At 64.9% G+C, this 16,456-nt stretch carries 21 protein-coding genes and 2 tRNA genes; 18 read left to right on the forward strand and 5 right to left on the reverse strand.

Going from position 1 to position 16,456, the window contains the following annotated elements; all coding sequences use genetic code 11:
• Positions 1 to 6: 6 nt before the first annotated feature.
• Positions 7 to 1,011 (forward strand): GTP 3',8-cyclase MoaA, encoded by a 1,005-nt coding sequence (moaA, locus tag D8Y22_RS18675; protein WP_141466191.1) that lies wholly within the window; start codon positions 7 to 9, stop codon positions 1,009 to 1,011.
• A gap of 72 nt (positions 1,012 to 1,083) precedes the next feature.
• On the opposite strand, the gene D8Y22_RS18680 is transcribed toward moaA, so the two are convergent.
• The 3 genes from D8Y22_RS18680 to D8Y22_RS18690 are packed head-to-tail and all read right to left on the reverse strand — an operon-like array spanning position 1,084 to position 4,726.
• Positions 1,084 to 1,767: a DUF7519 family protein gene (locus D8Y22_RS18680; protein ID WP_246084510.1), complete on the reverse strand. Its 684-nt coding sequence runs from the start codon at positions 1,765 to 1,767 to the stop codon at positions 1,084 to 1,086.
• A complete protein-coding gene (locus tag D8Y22_RS18685) occupies positions 1,764 to 3,755 on the reverse strand; it encodes a DUF58 domain-containing protein (RefSeq protein WP_141466192.1) in 1,992 nt (663 codons plus the stop codon). The genes D8Y22_RS18680 and D8Y22_RS18685 overlap by 4 nt, the downstream gene beginning before the upstream one ends.
• Entirely contained in the window at positions 3,752 to 4,726 is a 975-nt protein-coding gene (locus D8Y22_RS18690; protein WP_141466193.1) for a DUF4129 domain-containing protein, read from the reverse strand. The genes D8Y22_RS18685 and D8Y22_RS18690 overlap by 4 nt, the downstream gene beginning before the upstream one ends.
• Before the next feature lie 153 nt (positions 4,727 to 4,879).
• Between D8Y22_RS18690 and D8Y22_RS18695 the strand changes: the two genes are divergently transcribed.
• The 14 genes from D8Y22_RS18695 to D8Y22_RS23190 all read left to right on the forward strand — a co-directional run bounded on the left by D8Y22_RS18695 (position 4,880) and on the right by D8Y22_RS23190 (position 11,433).
• A tRNA-Ser gene (locus D8Y22_RS18695) sits at positions 4,880 to 4,962 on the forward strand.
• 74 nt (positions 4,963 to 5,036) lie between these two features.
• Positions 5,037 to 5,558 carry a 30S ribosomal protein S13 gene (locus tag D8Y22_RS18700; protein ID WP_141466194.1) on the forward strand — a complete coding sequence of 174 codons (522 nt, stop codon included), beginning with the start codon at positions 5,037 to 5,039 and terminating at the stop codon, positions 5,556 to 5,558.
• On the forward strand, positions 5,558 to 6,079 hold the full coding sequence (locus D8Y22_RS18705; RefSeq protein ID WP_141466195.1) for a 30S ribosomal protein S4: 522 nt from the start codon (positions 5,558 to 5,560) through the stop codon (positions 6,077 to 6,079). The genes D8Y22_RS18700 and D8Y22_RS18705 overlap by 1 nt, the downstream gene beginning before the upstream one ends.
• 1 nt (position 6,080) lies before the next feature.
• Positions 6,081 to 6,470 (forward strand): 30S ribosomal protein S11, encoded by a 390-nt coding sequence (locus tag D8Y22_RS18710; RefSeq protein ID WP_141466196.1) that lies wholly within the window; start codon positions 6,081 to 6,083, stop codon positions 6,468 to 6,470.
• A gap of 3 nt (positions 6,471 to 6,473) precedes the next feature.
• On the forward strand, positions 6,474 to 7,223 hold the full coding sequence (locus D8Y22_RS18715) for a DNA-directed RNA polymerase subunit D (protein WP_141466197.1): 750 nt from the start codon (positions 6,474 to 6,476) through the stop codon (positions 7,221 to 7,223).
• Positions 7,224 to 7,351: 128 nt separating this feature from the next.
• Positions 7,352 to 7,436: transfer RNA gene (locus D8Y22_RS18720), tRNA-Leu, on the forward strand.
• A 209-nt stretch (positions 7,437 to 7,645) separates the two neighbouring features.
• On the forward strand, positions 7,646 to 7,999 hold the full coding sequence (locus D8Y22_RS18725) for a 50S ribosomal protein L18e (protein WP_141466198.1): 354 nt from the start codon (positions 7,646 to 7,648) through the stop codon (positions 7,997 to 7,999).
• Positions 7,996 to 8,445 carry a 50S ribosomal protein L13 gene (locus D8Y22_RS18730; protein ID WP_141466199.1) on the forward strand — a complete coding sequence of 150 codons (450 nt, stop codon included), beginning with the start codon at positions 7,996 to 7,998 and terminating at the stop codon, positions 8,443 to 8,445. Before D8Y22_RS18725 ends, D8Y22_RS18730 begins: the two co-directional genes overlap by 4 nt.
• Positions 8,439 to 8,837, forward strand: a complete 399-nt coding sequence (locus D8Y22_RS18735; protein WP_141466200.1) for a 30S ribosomal protein S9 — start codon at positions 8,439 to 8,441, stop codon at positions 8,835 to 8,837. The genes D8Y22_RS18730 and D8Y22_RS18735 overlap by 7 nt, the downstream gene beginning before the upstream one ends.
• A gap of 12 nt (positions 8,838 to 8,849) precedes the next feature.
• Positions 8,850 to 9,044, forward strand: coding sequence for a DNA-directed RNA polymerase subunit N (locus tag D8Y22_RS18740; protein ID WP_006167943.1), 195 nt, complete (start codon positions 8,850 to 8,852; stop codon positions 9,042 to 9,044).
• A gap of 1 nt (position 9,045) precedes the next feature.
• Positions 9,046 to 9,231 carry a DNA-directed RNA polymerase subunit K gene (locus D8Y22_RS18745; RefSeq protein ID WP_141466201.1) on the forward strand — a complete coding sequence of 62 codons (186 nt, stop codon included), beginning with the start codon at positions 9,046 to 9,048 and terminating at the stop codon, positions 9,229 to 9,231.
• Positions 9,228 to 10,433, forward strand: coding sequence for a phosphopyruvate hydratase (eno, locus tag D8Y22_RS18750; protein WP_141466202.1), 1,206 nt, complete (start codon positions 9,228 to 9,230; stop codon positions 10,431 to 10,433). Before D8Y22_RS18745 ends, eno begins: the two co-directional genes overlap by 4 nt.
• A complete protein-coding gene (gene rpsB / locus D8Y22_RS18755) occupies positions 10,430 to 11,233 on the forward strand; it encodes a 30S ribosomal protein S2 (protein ID WP_141466203.1) in 804 nt (267 codons plus the stop codon). Before eno ends, rpsB begins: the two co-directional genes overlap by 4 nt.
• Before the next feature lie 77 nt (positions 11,234 to 11,310).
• Positions 11,311 to 11,433 (forward strand): hypothetical protein, encoded by a 123-nt coding sequence (locus D8Y22_RS23190; protein WP_281282414.1) that lies wholly within the window; start codon positions 11,311 to 11,313, stop codon positions 11,431 to 11,433.
• A 236-nt stretch (positions 11,434 to 11,669) separates the two neighbouring features.
• Here the strand turns inward: D8Y22_RS23190 and D8Y22_RS18760 are convergent, their stop codons facing one another.
• The gene (locus tag D8Y22_RS18760) at positions 11,670 to 12,431 is read right to left on the reverse strand and encodes an alpha/beta fold hydrolase (RefSeq protein WP_141466204.1); all 762 of its coding nucleotides are present in this window, start codon (positions 12,429 to 12,431) and stop codon (positions 11,670 to 11,672) included.
• An 80-nt stretch (positions 12,432 to 12,511) separates the two neighbouring features.
• Positions 12,512 to 14,854, reverse strand: a complete 2,343-nt coding sequence (tmcA, locus tag D8Y22_RS18765) for a tRNA(Met) cytidine acetyltransferase TmcA (protein ID WP_141466205.1) — start codon at positions 14,852 to 14,854, stop codon at positions 12,512 to 12,514.
• Positions 14,855 to 15,086: 232 nt separating this feature from the next.
• Between tmcA and D8Y22_RS18770 the strand changes: the two genes are divergently transcribed.
• The 3 genes from D8Y22_RS18770 (at position 15,087) to D8Y22_RS18785 (ending at position 16,455) form a co-directional block, all read left to right on the forward strand.
• Positions 15,087 to 15,491, forward strand: a complete 405-nt coding sequence (locus D8Y22_RS18770; RefSeq protein WP_141466206.1) for a carboxymuconolactone decarboxylase family protein — start codon at positions 15,087 to 15,089, stop codon at positions 15,489 to 15,491.
• Between the two features lie 365 nt (positions 15,492 to 15,856).
• Positions 15,857 to 16,219 carry a 50S ribosomal protein L7Ae gene (gene rpl7ae / locus D8Y22_RS18780; RefSeq protein ID WP_141466207.1) on the forward strand — a complete coding sequence of 121 codons (363 nt, stop codon included), beginning with the start codon at positions 15,857 to 15,859 and terminating at the stop codon, positions 16,217 to 16,219.
• Positions 16,220 to 16,230: 11 nt separating this feature from the next.
• Positions 16,231 to 16,455, forward strand: coding sequence for a 30S ribosomal protein S28e (locus D8Y22_RS18785; protein WP_006064297.1), 225 nt, complete (start codon positions 16,231 to 16,233; stop codon positions 16,453 to 16,455).
• Position 16,456 lies beyond the last annotated feature (1 nt).

A 16,456-nucleotide genomic window follows, 5' to 3' on the forward strand; every position in this document is an offset into this window, starting at 1 on the left:
GGAGGTATGCTCACCGACGAGTTCGGACGCGAGGTCTCTGGCGTCCGCGTTTCTCTCACCGATCGGTGTAACTTCGACTGTGTCTACTGTCACAACGAGGGGCTGGGCGACACCCGCGGGCCGATGGATCCACAGGACGAGGAGATGGAAACCGACGACGTCGTTCGGTTCCTCGAGGTCGCTGCCGAGTTCGATATCGAGGCGGTCAAGTTTACGGGCGGCGAGCCGATGCTTCGCCAGGATCTCGAGGAGATCATCCGCCGAACGCCCGACCAAATGGAAGTCTCGCTGACGACGAACGGCACCTTCCTTCCGGGTCGGGCCGACGACCTCGTCGACGCCGGCTTGGCGCGGGTCAATGTCTCCCAGGACGCACTCGATCCTGAGGACTTCGCCGCCGTCACGAAAAGCGGGGCCTACGACAAAGTGCTCGAGGGCGTCGACGCCGCGCTCGAGGCCGGCCTCGATCCCGTCAAACTCAACATGGTCGTCTTCGAGCACACCGCGGGCTACGTCCCCGAGATGGTCGATCACGTCGCAGAAAACGACGGCCTTCAACTGCAGCTGATCGAGTATATGCCGGAACTCACCGGCAGGCCCGAGTGGAACATCGACATCGAACGCGTCCACGACTGGCTCGCCGAACAGGCAGCCGACATCGAACATCGGGAGATGCACGACCGCCGACGGTACTGGATCGGGGAGGGCGACTCGAGCACCGATCCGAACGCCGGCCGCGGGATGGTCGAAATCGTCGACCCCGTGGAGAACCCGACCTTCTGTGCGAACTGCCACCGCGTCCGGGTGACCCACGAGGGCTACCTGAAAGGATGTCTCAACCGCAACGACGATCTCAAATCGATGGGCGAGATGACCAAACCCGAGATCCGCGAGACGTTTCGCGAGGTCGTCGAAAGTCGGGTTCCCTACTACGGCGAGTACATGATCAAAAACGGCGACGGCGAGTGGGAACTCAACGAGAAGTACCTCGAGGACTACGCGCAAGCCTGACGCCGGGTGTCGACCACGCCGTCTGTCAACGCTCCACAGTGGCTACCGACCGCGACTCGAGTGGGCCGTCGGTTAGTACGATCGACGCGCACCCAACGCCACGGTCAGCAACGCCGCGGCGGTCACCAGCAACACGACCGCATCGACCGGAAGCGCGCCGGCACCGACCAGCGACACCGCGTAGCCGAGGAGTCCCGAAACGAGGCCGACCGAGAGACTCGAGACGAACAGGACCGCCTCGAGACGGCGCGTCGGACTCTCCCGACCGAGTTGCTCGCCGAGGCCGATCCCACCGTGGGCGAGATCCCAGGCAAGCACCGTCGCGATCGTTCCCAGCACGGTCGGCTCGACCGCCGTCGACCCGAGGCCGCCGATGACGACCCCAGCGAAAACCGCCAGTGCCCCGATGTCGACCGCCGTTCGGTGGCCACGAATCAGACCGACACCGAGTACCGCCCCACCCACCGCGCCGATCGCGAGTCCGTTCACCGATCCCAGTCCCGCGAGGAGCGCGCCGAAACCCGCCGCGGCGACGGCGACGACACTCGAGGCGACGGATGGGCGGTGTGTGAGTTCGACCGCGTCGAATGGCCGGTCGCTCGCCGATTCGATCTTCTCGAACGGCTGGCTGTCCATCGACGCGTCGGCCTCCAGCGGCGATGCAGTCGCCGTTTCGTCCGTCCCGGGCGATCGGTCGCCTGTCGTCTCGTCCGTCTCGAGCGACGGATCGTTCTCTCCGAATGATGAGTCACTCATCGGCGCCCACGCTCCTGGAATCTGGCGAGCACTTCCTCGAGCGACTCGTCGCGCTGCCAGTCGACGACGGGAACGTCGGCTCGTCGGAGGTCAACACAACGAACGCGACGAGCGACTCCCGCGAGTTGCTGGCCGGCGGTTCGATCGGTCGTCGGATCCGGGCTGACGACAGTAACGGGGTGGTCTCGCGCCTCGAGTCGCCGAGCGACCGTGACCGACGCCGGGTCACACAGCGGCGACAAGAAGACGATCTGGATTCGGTCGTCCAGTCGTCGCCGTATCGTTTTCAGTTGGGGTCGCCAGGAACCGGCAGTATCTGGCGGAGCCGGATCGAACTGGGGGTGGCTCCCGAGACGCTCTTGAATCCGCACCGCGTGGTCGCGTCCCGTCGTCGGGGCGAGCCAACAGAGGTCGGTATCGCGACCGCGAGTCCCGTCGCGGGTCGTCGGACCGAGCGCGGCGAGGCCAACGGTGTCGCCGGTCTCGAGTAGGGTCGCTGCGATTCGACCGGCGGCATCGACCGATCGATCCACGGCGTGAGTCGCGTCGGGCTCCGGTGCGAGGTATGCCTCCGTCCGGGCGTCGACGAGGACCAGTACCCGTGCCGACCGTTCCTCGTGAAACTCGAGGGTCGCGAGCTCGCCGGTTTTCGCCCGCCGGTTCCAGTCGATACGCGCGAGCGGATCGGCGGGCCGATACTCTCGGACGGAGTGAAACGTGGTCCCGGCGCCGGCGACATCCGTCGAGCGCCGGCCGGCGCGGGCAGTCGCGGCCGACCGCAGTGCGAGGCGAACTCCGAGGGGCTCGAGCGCGGGTTCACAGACGACCGTCGTGTCGCTTTCTATGACGTACTCGTGCTCGCTCGACCGGGAGAGGTCGCGGACGACCGCGAAAACGGGGTCGAACTCGTGGCGACCGCGCCCGACCGCAACCGTGTACTCGAGCGTGACTGATTCGCCAGGGCGAAGCGCAGTGCCGAGGCGGCTGGAGCCCTCGGTGACGGCGAGTCCAGGTGGGACGCCGTCGACGAGACGGAGGTCGGGCACGAAACCGTCGCCGTCGTTCGTGATCGTCAGCGCGACGTCGATCTCGTCGCCGGGGTCGGGGTCTGCGTCGCTCAGTTCGCGCTCGAGTGAGAGTTCGAGTGTCGGTGGCTCGAGCGATCGGGCGAAGCCGGCGTAACCGATACCGACGACGCCCGCGAGTGCGACGGGCGGCGATTGGGCTATCGCACCGATGCCGACCGCACACAGCGCGACGACGCCGATCCCGGTCCAGTGGCCCGTCGATCGTCTGGCACGTAATTCGATGCCGGAGACCGCTCGATCCGCCGTTCGCTGTGGCGAGGACCGGTTCGAACGGTCGGGCTCGGCGGCTCGGCTCGTCGAGAACTGGCCGTACTCGGGTACCGATACGTTCGAATCGCTATCGATGGCACGCGACGAGGGAATCGCAGCGATCGCACCAGCGGTATGACAGACGGCCGTTCGAAACCCCTGTTCACGGCCGACAATCGAGAGGAGTCGATCCCGAAGATCTCGAGGTGGTGGCTCGACCGACTCCGAGAGGTACGCGGCCGCGACCTGGTCGTCGGTCCAGGTCCCGTCCTCGATAGCACCCTCTGCAGCCGTCGTCGAGACGCCCTCGAAGCGGGTGAGCGCAGCGATCGCGGCTGTCCGGAGCCCGTGCTCGATGCGCCGACTCGAGGCGGTGAGTCCGATCCGCGACGTGCGAAACGAATCGAGAGCGTCCGAGAGCGAGTCGCCCGGGACCGGAACCGTCGTTCGACGCTCCGGTGCCGGCGGTCGGCCCAGCGACCGACTGCCGCGGCGAGCGCTCATCGCCGACAGCGCGATCAGGAGGAGACAGGCGCCGGCGAGCGTGATCGTTTCCGGATTCAACCCGAGCGACCAGTCCCAGACCGCGATGCCGACGGCGCCGACGAGGGCGACGATGCCGAGACCGAGAGCGAGGCGCCAGCGGTTCATCGCACTCGGTCCTCCGTACTGGCTCGGTCCCCTCTGTCGTCTCGACCCGTCGTTTCCTTGCTCTGCCAGTCCCGATCGGCGTCGGCCGCCTCGATCCGCCGGAAGACGGCCGACGCGCGCCGTTCCATTTCCGGCGTCGTCTCGAGGTCACCGTATCGGGCGTCCTCGAACAGCCGAGTGAGCGCCTCGACATCGTCGTGGTCGAGGCCGGCCGCGACCGCCGCGTCGGCGAACTCCCGCGGGGTCGTCGAGGCCGGTCGGTCGACCGACAGCAGCGCCGTCATCTCGCGCCAGGCGCGGTAGACCTCGTTGTCGACGTCGGTGCCGTCCTCGAGCCGGTCGGCGGCGTTCCCCGCCGCCGTCGCGACCGCCGCGACGTCCGAATCGGTCGTGACGGATTCTGGCGAGTCCGGGTCGTCGTCGATCGCCGACGCGCCGTCGCGACCGCGGGTGAACAACACGCCACCGACGAAGATCGCCGCGATCAGGGCGAGTCCGATCAGCAGCGGACTGACCGATATCGGCGTCGTCTCGGTGCCGTCGCTACCGGAACTCCCTCCCTCGCCGAGGATTCCTTCGGGGCCGGGCGACAGCGGCTGCGTGTCGGCGATCGGTGGGAGGAACTCGACGATCGCTGCGACGAGGACCGTCGCGAGCAGGCAGACGGCGATCAGTTTGACGGCCCGGCGGCGGTGGGCGAGTAGGTACCAGACCAGTGCGATCGCCAGGACACTCAACAGGACGTAGCCGAGGTACTCGAGAAACGCCGGCAGTTGGATCCCTCCCGTCGGTTCCTGTGGTGGCGGCTGGACGCCGCTACCGACGCCGTCACCGTCGCCCGTGCCGAGCCCGCTGCCGTCGCCGCTGTCGCCGAGTTCGACCGGCGAGTGGAGGGTTGCTGCGGCTATCGCGACGGCAACGATCCCACCGAGAGCGATCAGGGCCCGACCGAGCTGATGGCGTCGTGACACTCGTTGGTGGACTACTGTCGCCGGCCTCTTAAGCGTCGCCCGAACGTGCCGGTGCCTTTCGTTGCGCTTAAGTACACGTCGAGGGTAGGACCGAGTGCAATACGTGCAGGGGAGCGATCCCCGAGTCCGGAAGGGCGACGATAGACCGACGGTGTCGTGGTAGCCAAGCGGCCCAAGGCGCATGGTTGCTAACCATGTGGCGTCAAGCCTCCGGGGTTCGAATCCCCGCCACGACGTCGGATACACGAGACTGGCGTTTTCCGCCAGTCGACGTTGCAACGCGCGCAGACCAGACACACATACACGACACATGAGCGAGGAAGCACCTCAAGAACAACAGGACGACGACGACCTGCAGTACTTCGTCCGGATCGGCCAGACCGACCTTGACGGGACGAAGTCCGTCGAGCGGTCGCTGTCGGAGATGAACGGGCTCGGCCGACGAACCGCCCGGATCATCGCCGACGAAGCCGGCGTCGACCGAACAGCGACGTTCGGTGCGCTCGATGAGGACGTCATCGACGAGGTCGTCGAACTCGTAGAGAACTACGCCGCGGAAGTTCCTGACTGGCTCAACAACCGCCAGAACGACTTCTACACCGGCGAAACGACCCACGAGATCGGGAACGATCTCCAGTTGACCCGTCAGCACGACATCAACCGGATGAAGATGATCGACTCCTACCGTGGCGTTCGCCACAAACGCGGACAGAAAGTCCGCGGCCAGCGAACCAAGTCCACCGGTCGTACGGAGGGCACCATCGGAGTCAACGTCGAGGAGATCCGCGAAGAACAGGCCGAAGAGGCTGCCGAAGAGGAGGATGACGAATAATGCCACTCGGCACCGACACCAAACAGTATGAGACGCCGAATCACCCCTACCAGGGTGAACGCATCGCCTCCGAGCACTCCCTGCTCGACCGCTACGGGCTCACCAACAAAGAAGAGCTCTGGCGCGCCCAGTCCGAACTTCGCTCCTACCGGCGCGAGGCTCGAGACCTGCTCGGCCAGCCACAGGGCGACGAAGCCGTCGTTCGCCGCTCCGAGGAGTTCCTCGGACGGCTCAAACGCGTCGGCATCTTGGACGACGAAGACGACCTCGGCGATGTCCTCTCACTCGAGATCGAGGACGTCTTAGAGCGCCGTCTCCAGACGGTCGTCTACCGTAAAGGACTCGCGAACACGCCACAGCAGGCTCGCCAGTTCATCACGCACGGCCACGTCGTGGTCGGCCAGCAGCGCCACCGCGTACCGTCGTACGTCGTCGACGTCGACGAGGAAGATCTCGTCGCCTTCGACGAGAACAGTCCACTCGCAGACGATCTCCACCCGGAACGAGCGGAGGGTCAATAACATGAGCCAGGACGACGAGAAGTGGGGCATCGCCCACGTGCACGCATCGTTCAACAACACCATCATGACCGTGACCGACCTTACGGGCGCGGAGACGATCGCCAAGTCCTCCGGCGGGACGGCGGTCAAGCAAAACCGCGACGAAGCGTCGCCGTACGCGGCCATGCAGATGGCCGAATCGGTCGCCGAAGAGGTCAAAGCAGCCGGCATCACGGGACTGCACGTCAACGTGCGCGGTCCCGGCGGGAACCTTCAGAAGTCTCCCGGTCCCGGCGCACAGGCGACGATCCGCGCACTCGCCCGCTCGGGCATCGAAATCGGGCGCATCGAAGACGTCACACCAATCCCACACGACGGATCGCGCGCTCCGAAAGGTAAGGGCGGCTACTAGACCATGACTGAGGAGTACGACGTCGAGTTCGTCGAACGCACCGACCGGGAAGCCCGGTTTCTCGTCCGGGGCGTCACACCCGCCTTCGCCAACGGCATCCGGCGTGCGATGCTTGCCGACGTGCCAACGATGGCGATCGACACCGTCAGATTCGTCGAGAACTCGTCGGTCATGTTCGACGAACAACTCGCGCTTCGGCTCGGGCTCGTCCCGCTGACGACCCCACCTGTCGGCGAGTTCGTCGAGGACGACACCGTGACGCTCTCGATCGACGTCGAAGGACCGGCCACCGCCTACTCGGGCGATCTCGTCTCGAGCGACGACCTCGTCCAGCCCGCAGACGATAACGTCCCGATCATCGATCTCAAGGACGACCAGCGCCTCGAGGCCGAGGCCGACACCGTTCTCGAGCGTGGGAAAGGCCACGCCAAACATCAGGGCGCCGTGGCCGCCGGCTATCGCCACCTCCAGCGCGTGGAGGTCGTCGACGACGTTCCCGAGTTCGAGGACGAGCAGTCACAGATCGTCCGCGGCGTCATCGAGGACGACGGCGAGTTGATCCCGACCAGCGAGTTCGACCACGATCTCTCGAACCGGTATCCCGGCAAGGAGATCGAACTCGAGGACGTGCCGAACGCGTTCGTCTTCCACGTCGAGACGGACGGCTCGTTCCCGGTCGAAGAAATCGTCACGCGCGCCGCCGACACGATCGAAGCGCGGGCGACCGAACTCGAAGAAGCAGTACAGTTGTAACATGATTCCGCGCCCCCAACCCACACGAACCAGCCCGTTCGCCAGCGCCATGAGCGACGAGACCGGCGACCGGATGGCTATTGGAATCGAAAGGGGTTTGAAGGGGCGACGGGTAGGCAGAAGTGCGAGCAGGGATAGCCAAGTCAGGCCAACGGCGCAGCGTTCAGGGCGCTGTCTCGTAGGAGTCCGCAGGTTCAAATCCTGCTCCCTGCATGTTTCCGGCTCGACCGAACGGGAGAGCCGTGAAAATGGAACGACAGATTTGAGCCACGGGAGTCCTAGCGGCCGAGCAGTTTCAAGGCCGATCGTCTCCCGGCGGTTCAAATCCTGCTCCCTGCATCACTTCTGTCGAACGACACATTATCGATTCCACGAGCGGCGAGACCGCGTGTCTCACCGCAGTTTCACTTTGGAGGAAATCAATGAGTAGCAAGACTAATCCACGGCTTACCGATCTCATCGCCGAGCTGAAGTCGGCGTCCCGACAGACGGACGCCGACGTCTGGCAAGACGTTGCGGATCGACTCGAGAAGCCCCGACGCACCCACGCTGAGGTGAATCTGGGCCGCATCGACCGATACGCGCGCGAAGAAGAGACCGTCGTCGTTCCCGGCAAAGTGCTGGGATCCGGCGCACTGCAGAAATCGGTTACCGTCGCCGCCGTCGACTTCAGTTCGTCGGCAGAGACGAAGATCGATCAGGTCGGCGATCCAGTATCGCTCGAGCAACTGCTCGAAGAAAATCCCGACGGCTCCGATATCCGGGTGATCGCATGAGCGTCAACACCGCAGAGTTCGATGCAGACATCGTCGTCGACGCCCGTGATTGCATCCTCGGTCGCGTCGCCAGCCAGGTCGCCCAGCGCGCTCTGGACGGCGAAACCGTCGCGATCGTCAACGCCGAAGACGCCGTCATCACCGGTGACAAGGAAGATATCTTCGGCACCTACCGCAAACGGCTCCAGCTTGGATCCGACCGCGGCCCCTACTATCCGAAGCGACCGGATACCATCTTCAAGCGCTCGGTCCGTGGGATGGTGCCACACAAGAAAGACCGTGGCCGCGAGGCGCTCTCGAACGTCCGCGTCTACGTCGGCAATCCTTACGAGGACGAACACGAGGCTGAGATCCTCGAGGACACGTCGCTGGATCGACTCTCGAACATCCGCTTCGTTCACCTGGGCGAAGTCTCCGAACAGCTAGGTGCTACGGTAACATGGTAACGAACACGAGCGGCAAGAAGAAGACGGCCGTCGCCCGCGCCACCGTCAGCGAGGGCGAGGGTCGCGTCCGGATCAACTCCAAGCCAGTCGAACTGGTCGAACCGGAGATGTCACGGCTCAAGATGCTCGAGCCGTTCCGCATCGCCGGTGACGAACTGCGCGACGGCGTAGACATTGATGTCAGCGTCGACGGTGGCGGTATCAGCGGACAGGCAGATGCCGTCCGCACCGCGATCGCACGCGGCATCGTTCAGCACACGAACGACGCCGAACTCCGTGATGCGTTCATGGAGTTCGATCGCTCGCTGCTGGTCAACGACGTTCGCCAGTCCGAACCGAAGAAATGGGGCGGCCCGGGCGCTCGGGCGCGCTACCAGAAGTCCTACCGCTAAGGTGATCCAATCATGATGGTACCGGTCCGGTGTTTCACCTGTGGCACTGTCGTCGGCGAACACTGGGAGGAGTTCGACGAACGAGCCAACGAGGGCGACGAGGACCCACAGGAGGTCCTCGACGAACTCGGCGTCGACCGCTACTGCTGTCGGCGCATGCTCGTGAGTCACACCGACCTCGTCGACGTCGTCTCTCCGTACCAGTAACATGCAACAGCAACGACACAACCGCTACGAGAAGGCACGGATCCTCGGGGCACGAGCGCTGCAGGTCTCATACGGCGCGCCGGTGTTGGTCGAATCCGACCAGACCGAGCCGATCCTGATCGCCGCCGAAGAGTACGACGCGGGCGCGTTGCCCTTCACGGTCAAGCGAGGGAAGGATCGAAAATGACGCTGATCACCGATATCCGCCTCCGACGGATCCTCGACTCCCGTGGCAATCCCACGGTCGAGGCCGACGTCCTCACCGAGAGTGGCGGATTCGGTCGGGCAGCCGCACCGAGCGGTGCCAGCACCGGCGAGTACGAGGCCGTCGAGCGGCCGCCGACCGAGGCGATCGCCGCGGCACGCGAACACGCCGTGCCACGACTCGTCGGTGAGGCCTACGCCGGCAACCAGCGAGAGGTCGACGCCATCCTCCACGCTGCAGACGGCACCGACGATTTCTCCGAAATCGGCGCCAACAGCGCCGTCGCCATCTCGATGGCTGCTGCGAAAGCAGGTGCCGATGTCCTCGGCGCACCGTTGTTCCAACACCTCGGTGGGACCTTCCGCGGACAGAACGTCCCGATCCCGCTCGGTAACGTCGTCGGCGGCGGCGAACATGCTGCCGACGCGACCGACATCCAGGAGTTCCTCGTCGCACCCGTTGGCGCACCGAGCGTCGAAGACGCCGTCTTCGCCAACGCCCAGGCCCACGCCGTCGTTGCCGACCTGCTCGCGGAGCGAGACGTTGCGTGTGGCAAAGGTGACGAAGGCGCGTGGGCACCCTCGATCGACGACAGCGAGGCCTTCGAACTCGTCGAGGCGGCCGTCTCGCAGGTCGAAGACGATGTCGGCTTCGAGGTCGGCTTCGGCCTCGATGTCGCCGGCGCCGAGTTGTACAACAACGACTCGGAGAACTACGAGTACAGCGACGAGAACCGTGACACGGCCGAACAGATCGCTTACGTCGCTGAGTTGGTCGAGGAGTACGACCTCGTCTACGTCGAGGACCCTCTCGACGAAGACGACTACGAGGCGTTTGCCCAACTCACGGACGAAGTCGGCGACCAGACGCTGATCTGTGGCGACGATCTGTTCGTCACGAACACGGACCGCCTTCGCGAAGGTATCGACCGCGATGCGGCAAACAGTATCCTGATCAAGCCGAATCAGATCGGGACGCTGACCGACGCCGTCGACGCGATCGAACTCGCGACCGCGAACGGCTACGATTCGGTCGTCTCCCACCGTTCGGGTGAGACCGAAGACACAACGATTGCACACCTCGCCGTCGCGACCGACGTGCCCTTCATCAAGACGGGCGCCGTCGGCGGCGAGCGAACCGCAAAACTCAACGAGCTCATCAGAATCGCAGACGACGCGACATGACAGAAAACGACGCAACCCAGGAAGGGCTCGACGCCGCCGAGGAGGAAATCGACGAGGAGCCAGCCGAAGGGGCTGGCCCCGCCGCCGAACCCGAGGAGGATGTCGAGCCAGCAGACGAACAGCCCGCCGACGCCGCGGCCAGCGAGGCCGACGCCGACGCCGAACCAGCCGAGGAAGACGCCGGTCCGACCCTCGACGACGACGTCATGGAAGATGACGAGGCGGACCTGCTCATCCCCGTCGAGGACTACCTCGGCGCCGGTGTCCACATCGGGACCCAGCAAAAGACCGCGGACATGGAGCGGTTCATCCACCGCGTCCGAACCGACGGGCTCTACGTCCTCGACGTCGGCAAAACCGACGGTCGCATCCGCACCGCCGCGGATTTCCTCGCGAACTACGCACCGGAGCAGATCCTGGTCACCTCGAGTCGCCAGTACGGTCGGTTCCCGGCCGAGAAGTTCGCCGACGCCGTCGGCGCTCGCGCCCGCACCGGTCGATTCATCCCGGGCACGCTGACCAACCCGAAGTACGACGGCTACATCGAGCCGGACGTGCTCGTCGTCACCGACCCGATCGGCGACGCTCAGGCCGTCAAGGAAGCGATCACCGTCGGTATCCCGGTCATCGCGATGTGTGACTCGAACAACCAGGTCAGCAACGTCGACCTGGTCGTCCCGACGAACAACAAGGGTCGCAAGGCCCTTTCGGTCGTCTACTGGCTGCTCGCCAACGAGGTCCTCGATCGCCGCGGCGCCGAGCCGTCCTACTCGCTCGAGGACTTCGAGAGCGGCGTCTAAGGTTCGATTCGTCGATGCGTGTTTTCCGCTTCGTTCAGAGCGACAACGTTACGTAGTGACCACGACAACCCCAGCGTATGGACTGGCTGTTCGAGTTCGAGCAAGACCGAATCCCGCCGGCGGTACTTCTGGCGACCGGTGCACTGATCGCGATTTTTGCGCTTGGCATTCCGTACCGACTGCTTGTCTCTCTGTTCTGATCGGTTTGCGTGCGACTTCGACGGACTGGTGTCGTTCTGTATCGGTGATCGCCGAACCCGCTCGAACGACCGCCGGCAACTTATGAAATAAAAACGACATGTTCTCCCGGTGGAACACTCGCGGTTCGCTCGGTCCCACTGACCGTCCGATGGCGTCTACCGGACTCGTTGCTCACAGCATTACGAGGGGGTACGAAGCGATTGATGGGGGCGGTGCCTGCAACGGCGACACGAGATCAGACGATCACGTGTTCGTCGAGGAACGCGCCGACGTACTGGTTGAAAGCGGCCGGCTGCTCGACGTTCGCCGAGTGACCGGCTTCGTCGACGATGGCGTATTCGGCACCCTCGAGGCGGGCGGCCAACGCCTCGAGTGCGTTCCGTGGCATGAACTGATCGGCCTCGCCCGCGATGAGGAAGGTGGGGACGTCGCCTTCGACGAGGCGGTCCGGGTCGATCGAAAACGCCTCGAGGGTGGGTCGAATGCTCGCGAACTCGTCGGGACGGTCGGTGTTTAACGCCTCGATAGCGTCCGAGAGGAAGGCGTCTTCCCTCGAGAGCGGATCCACGTCGGGCAGCGACGCCTGACCGGCGTCGAGCAGTTCGGCGTGACGGTCTGCCGAGAGCAGTCCGCCCGGGGTACCCGAGAGGACGAGTGCAGCCGTTCGCTCGGGATACTGACTCCCAAAGGCTGCGACCGGCCAGCCGCCCATCGAGTGACCGACCAGTGCGACCTCCTCGACCTCGAGATGATCGAGCAGTCCGATCAGATCGTCGGCGTGGGCTGTCGCCCCGGGGCCGTCCGGCTCGTCCGTGGACCGACCGAACAGCCGTTGATCGGGAGCGAGACAGCGATAGCGGTCGGCGAAGGCGGGGATCTGTTGCCACCACGAGAGGTGGTTGCCGCTGAATCCGTGGACGAAGACGACCGGCGGCCCCTCGCCGACATCCTGGTAGTAGAGGTCGATTCCGTTTACTTGTACACACTGGTACGTCATCACGCCACACTATCTCGGGCTCGACGTATAATTGCTCGCCGCGGGACAGGTTACCGTTCCGTGCGGTGGCAATCGGCCAATCATTCCTCGAAACGTTCGCGTACCTCGCGTGTGACTTCGCCGCCGTAGTGGTCGACTAGTGGCGAAACGGCCTCCCCGAGTGCGCGCATACACTGGCTCGTCGAGTGATACTCGAGGCAAGTCGCGACCGCGTCCCAGGCCCGGGCCTGAAGCACCCGCAGGACGAGGAGCCGCTCTTCGCGAGCCGTCAGATCGATCGCGTCGGGCGTCTCGATGAGATACCGAACGGCCAGGGGACGAAACGGTCCCGGATCGATATCGAACAGCCCTGGCCCGTAGGCCGCTCCGGCAACGACGCGCCACTCGTGGTCGGTCAGCTCGAGCGTCGGCGCGGCGTCGGCGTCGACGCTGCGTAAGATGGCTCGGGCCACATCGGACGCGACGTCCCGAAGTGCGTCGGTACAGCAGGCTGGGAACCGGCGGGCGAACCAATCGGCGTGGCGCTCGTAGAGCTCGCGACCGGCGTCGCTGGTCGGTGCGAGCAGCAGCGTCGAATATTCGCCGCTGGCCTCGTTGCGCGTCGTCGAAACGTGGATCGGTCGATAGCCGTTCTCGCGCCAGAACGCGAGCAACCCCGGCGTCGCGCCGAAGCCGGTGCCGAGCCAGTCGACGGCCGTGGCAAACTCCGATCGGACGCACTCGAGCAGGTGTGAGCCGAGTCCACGCGAGCGAACCGCGTGGTGGGTCGCGATGCGGACGATGCGGAGACCCGCCGGCTCGGCGGCAGCCTCATCGCGAAGCTGGCTCGTGAGCACGTCCGGCAGCATGTTGCCACGAACCCGTCCGCCTTCGTACATCCTCGCTCGAGTCTCGGCGGGGAGGTTCCCTTCGCGAGCCAAGAGGGCGACGCTGACGACGTGGCCATTCCCCGCGGCGTCGACGGTGCTGTCGCCGTTATCGCCGATACTGTCGCCGCCGTTACCAGTTCCGTCGTCACGGTGAACCAGCGCCCGTACCTCGAGGTTCGGGGCATCCAGCAGCCGCGCGAGGTCGTTCGGTTCGGTGCGATAGTGGGCGAGCACGAGCAGGCCGAAGACCTCCCGCAGGAGTTGCTCGTCCGCGAAGAGCTCGTCGGGCTCGAGACGCCGGTAATCGACCGTCTCGGGCGCCGCGTCGAGGACGAGTGGTTCCGCCGGCGGCCGAGCATCGAGCAACAACGCACGGAAGGCCCACACCTCGACCGGGTCACCGGCCGCGTAGCGGATCGGTTCGGCGAGCGTGCAGTCGGTCACGTCGTGGTCGCTCTCGCCGAGTCGCTCGCGAAACCGGACCGAAAAGCCCCGCCCAGCACCCTCGTAACCGTGGATCGTCGTCGCGAAGGCGACCCGCTCGGCCGATAACAGTGACTCGAGCGTCGAGACGGGCAGCGCCGCGGCTTCGTCGACGATTACGATATCGGCCGAGTCGAGTCGATCGACCGCATCCGCCGGTTCGAGATAGCGGACGCTGCCGCCAGCCGTGGTCTCGAGATATCGCTCGCCGTGGCTCGCGAACTGGTCGTCGTCTTCGAGCGCGCCGAGGCCGTCGGTCGCCCGTTCGAACACCTCACTGGCGTGTTGCCATCGCGGTGCCGTCACGAGAACGTCCACTCCCGCAGTAGCGAGCGCCGCCGCCGCCAGTCCCGCCGCGCTCGACTTGCCGCGGCCACGGTCGGCCTCGAGGACGACGGCTCGTCGCTCGTCGGACTCGAGCAGCGACTCGAACGCGGCGACTGCATCGGCCTGATCGTTGGTGTAACAGGCGTCGTAGATGGTCCGTGGAAACTGGGGATCAGGAGGCGTTTCGACGGTTGCCTCGCCGTCACACACTCGCGGTGTCGGTTCGGTCAGTCCGTTGTCGACGATGCGATGGGCCTCGAGGTCGACGATTGCGATCCCCCGGTGGGTGCGAAGCGTCTCGACGAGTCGTCGTCTGAATCGGCCGGTGACGTCGGCCTCGGAAAACGGTGGTACCGCCAGGGAGGCGTCGAACTCGCCACGACGCTCCGGCCAACGCTCGAGCGACGGCGTCAGGAGAATGAATAGCCCGCCGCCGTCGACGGCGCCGACGGTCTTGCCCAGCGCGTTCGGTCGAAGCCCCGCATGCGCGTCGAAGACGACGATTTCGCGCGTCCTGCCGAGCAATTCGCCGGCGTGTGCCTGTGTCACACACTCACAACGAAGGCGGTCTTCGGGCCCGACGAGGGTCGTCTCCGTGATACCGACGGAAAGCGCCTCGAGGGTCGACTCGAGGGCGTCGTAGCCACGCTCGCGTTCGCCGGCGAGGACGAGCAACCGTCGCTCGTTCGTTCGGCTCGCCTCCACGACCAGTGACTCGGCGAGGTCAACCACGTCCGCGCCCATGGTCGATATCCTGGCGCTCACCGCAAAGATAGTATCGACTGTCGCCGATCGTGCTGGTCGCTATTCGGCACTGTCGCTCGCTCGGTCACGATTCCCGCAAATATTTTCTGCGGTGGTGTCGGGTAACATCCGGAAAGTTACATTTACTCTCGAAGCGTAGCTACAGTCGGGATTCTGGAGACCCGAAAACGGGGCGGTCTCGGGATCAGACAGAGTCCTGCGGGTGAGCGTTATGGTATCCGAAGACACACGAACGGAACTCGAGGAGATGCTCGGCCAGGTCCCAAGCTGGATCGAACCGATACCGGACGAAGCTGCCGATCACGCCTGGGGGATGGTTCGTGACCTGCAGTTCGGTGAAACGACACTAAGCCAGCGAGAGAAGGCACTCGTCGGCCTGGGCGCTGCGACGGCAATCCAGTGTCCGTACTGTACGCACTTCCACACGGCGGAAGCCGAGATGGAAGGCGTTTCCGAGACGGGCCTATCCGAGGCGATCGGGATAGCAAGCGATGTCCAGTACTTCTCGTCGGTCCTCCACGGCGCGCAAGTCGAATACGACGAGTTCGTCGAAGAGACCGCCGATATCGTCGAGCACGTCGAGAACCAGCAGGCTGCGGCGCCGAGCGACGACTGATACGGATTACTGTAGCGATTTACCGGCGCACCCGCCGCCCGGATCGCGGGTGAGCCGATAATGACTTACAGTAAACCGTATGAGACGGACTGCTGTCGCGACCATTCATATTTCGAATGATTTTCGGCTCATCGACGCTCGAGCGTGCCGTGGGTCGTACTCACACGCCTTCGACCGTTTGAACACGCTTTTAAGGGGGGCAACGCTACTGCGTAGTACACCCTACGCGGGGTTGATGATGCTCCTAGCCTTACAGGACTTCCGCCGGAATCGGTTCGGCACGGGGTGGCCATACGGTACGTCCATCGTACAGCGCCCCGGACGGCAGGGGAGCGCGAGCCCACGTGTAGGAGAGGTGAACAACCATGTCAGTCTACGTTACAACCGACATCCCAGCCGACCTCGCAGACGACGCCCTCGAGGCGCTCGAGGTCGCACGAGACACGGGCCGAGTAAAGAAAGGAACCAACGAAACGACGAAAGCGATCGAGCGCGGCAACGCTGATCTCGTCTACGTCGCCGAAGACGTCTCGCCGGAAGAGATCGTCATGCACATTCCGGATCTGGCCGACGAGAAGGGCATTCCGGTCGTCTTCATCGAGACCCAGGACGACGTCGGTCACGCCGCCGGCCTCGAGGTCGGAAGCGCCGCCGCCGCGATCGTCGACACCGGCGAAGCCGACGGAGACGTCGAAGACATCGCCGACAAGGTCGAGGACCTCGACTGAGGTGACCGAACATGAGTGCTGAAGAGGAAGAAAGCGGCTCTACGCCCGCCGAGGTCATCGAGATCGTCGGCAAGACCGGCATGCACGGCGAAGCCATGCAGGTCAAATGCCGGATCAAGGAGGGCGAGAACCAGGGACGCATCATCACCCGAAACTGCCTCGGGCCGGTCCGCGAGGGCGACGTACTTCAACTTCGCGAGACTGCCCGCGAGGCCGACTCCATCGGAGGACAATAAC

It is taken from the genome of Salinadaptatus halalkaliphilus (assembly GCF_006543045.1).
GTDB classification, from domain to species: domain Archaea; phylum Halobacteriota; class Halobacteria; order Halobacteriales; family Natrialbaceae; genus Salinadaptatus; species Salinadaptatus halalkaliphilus.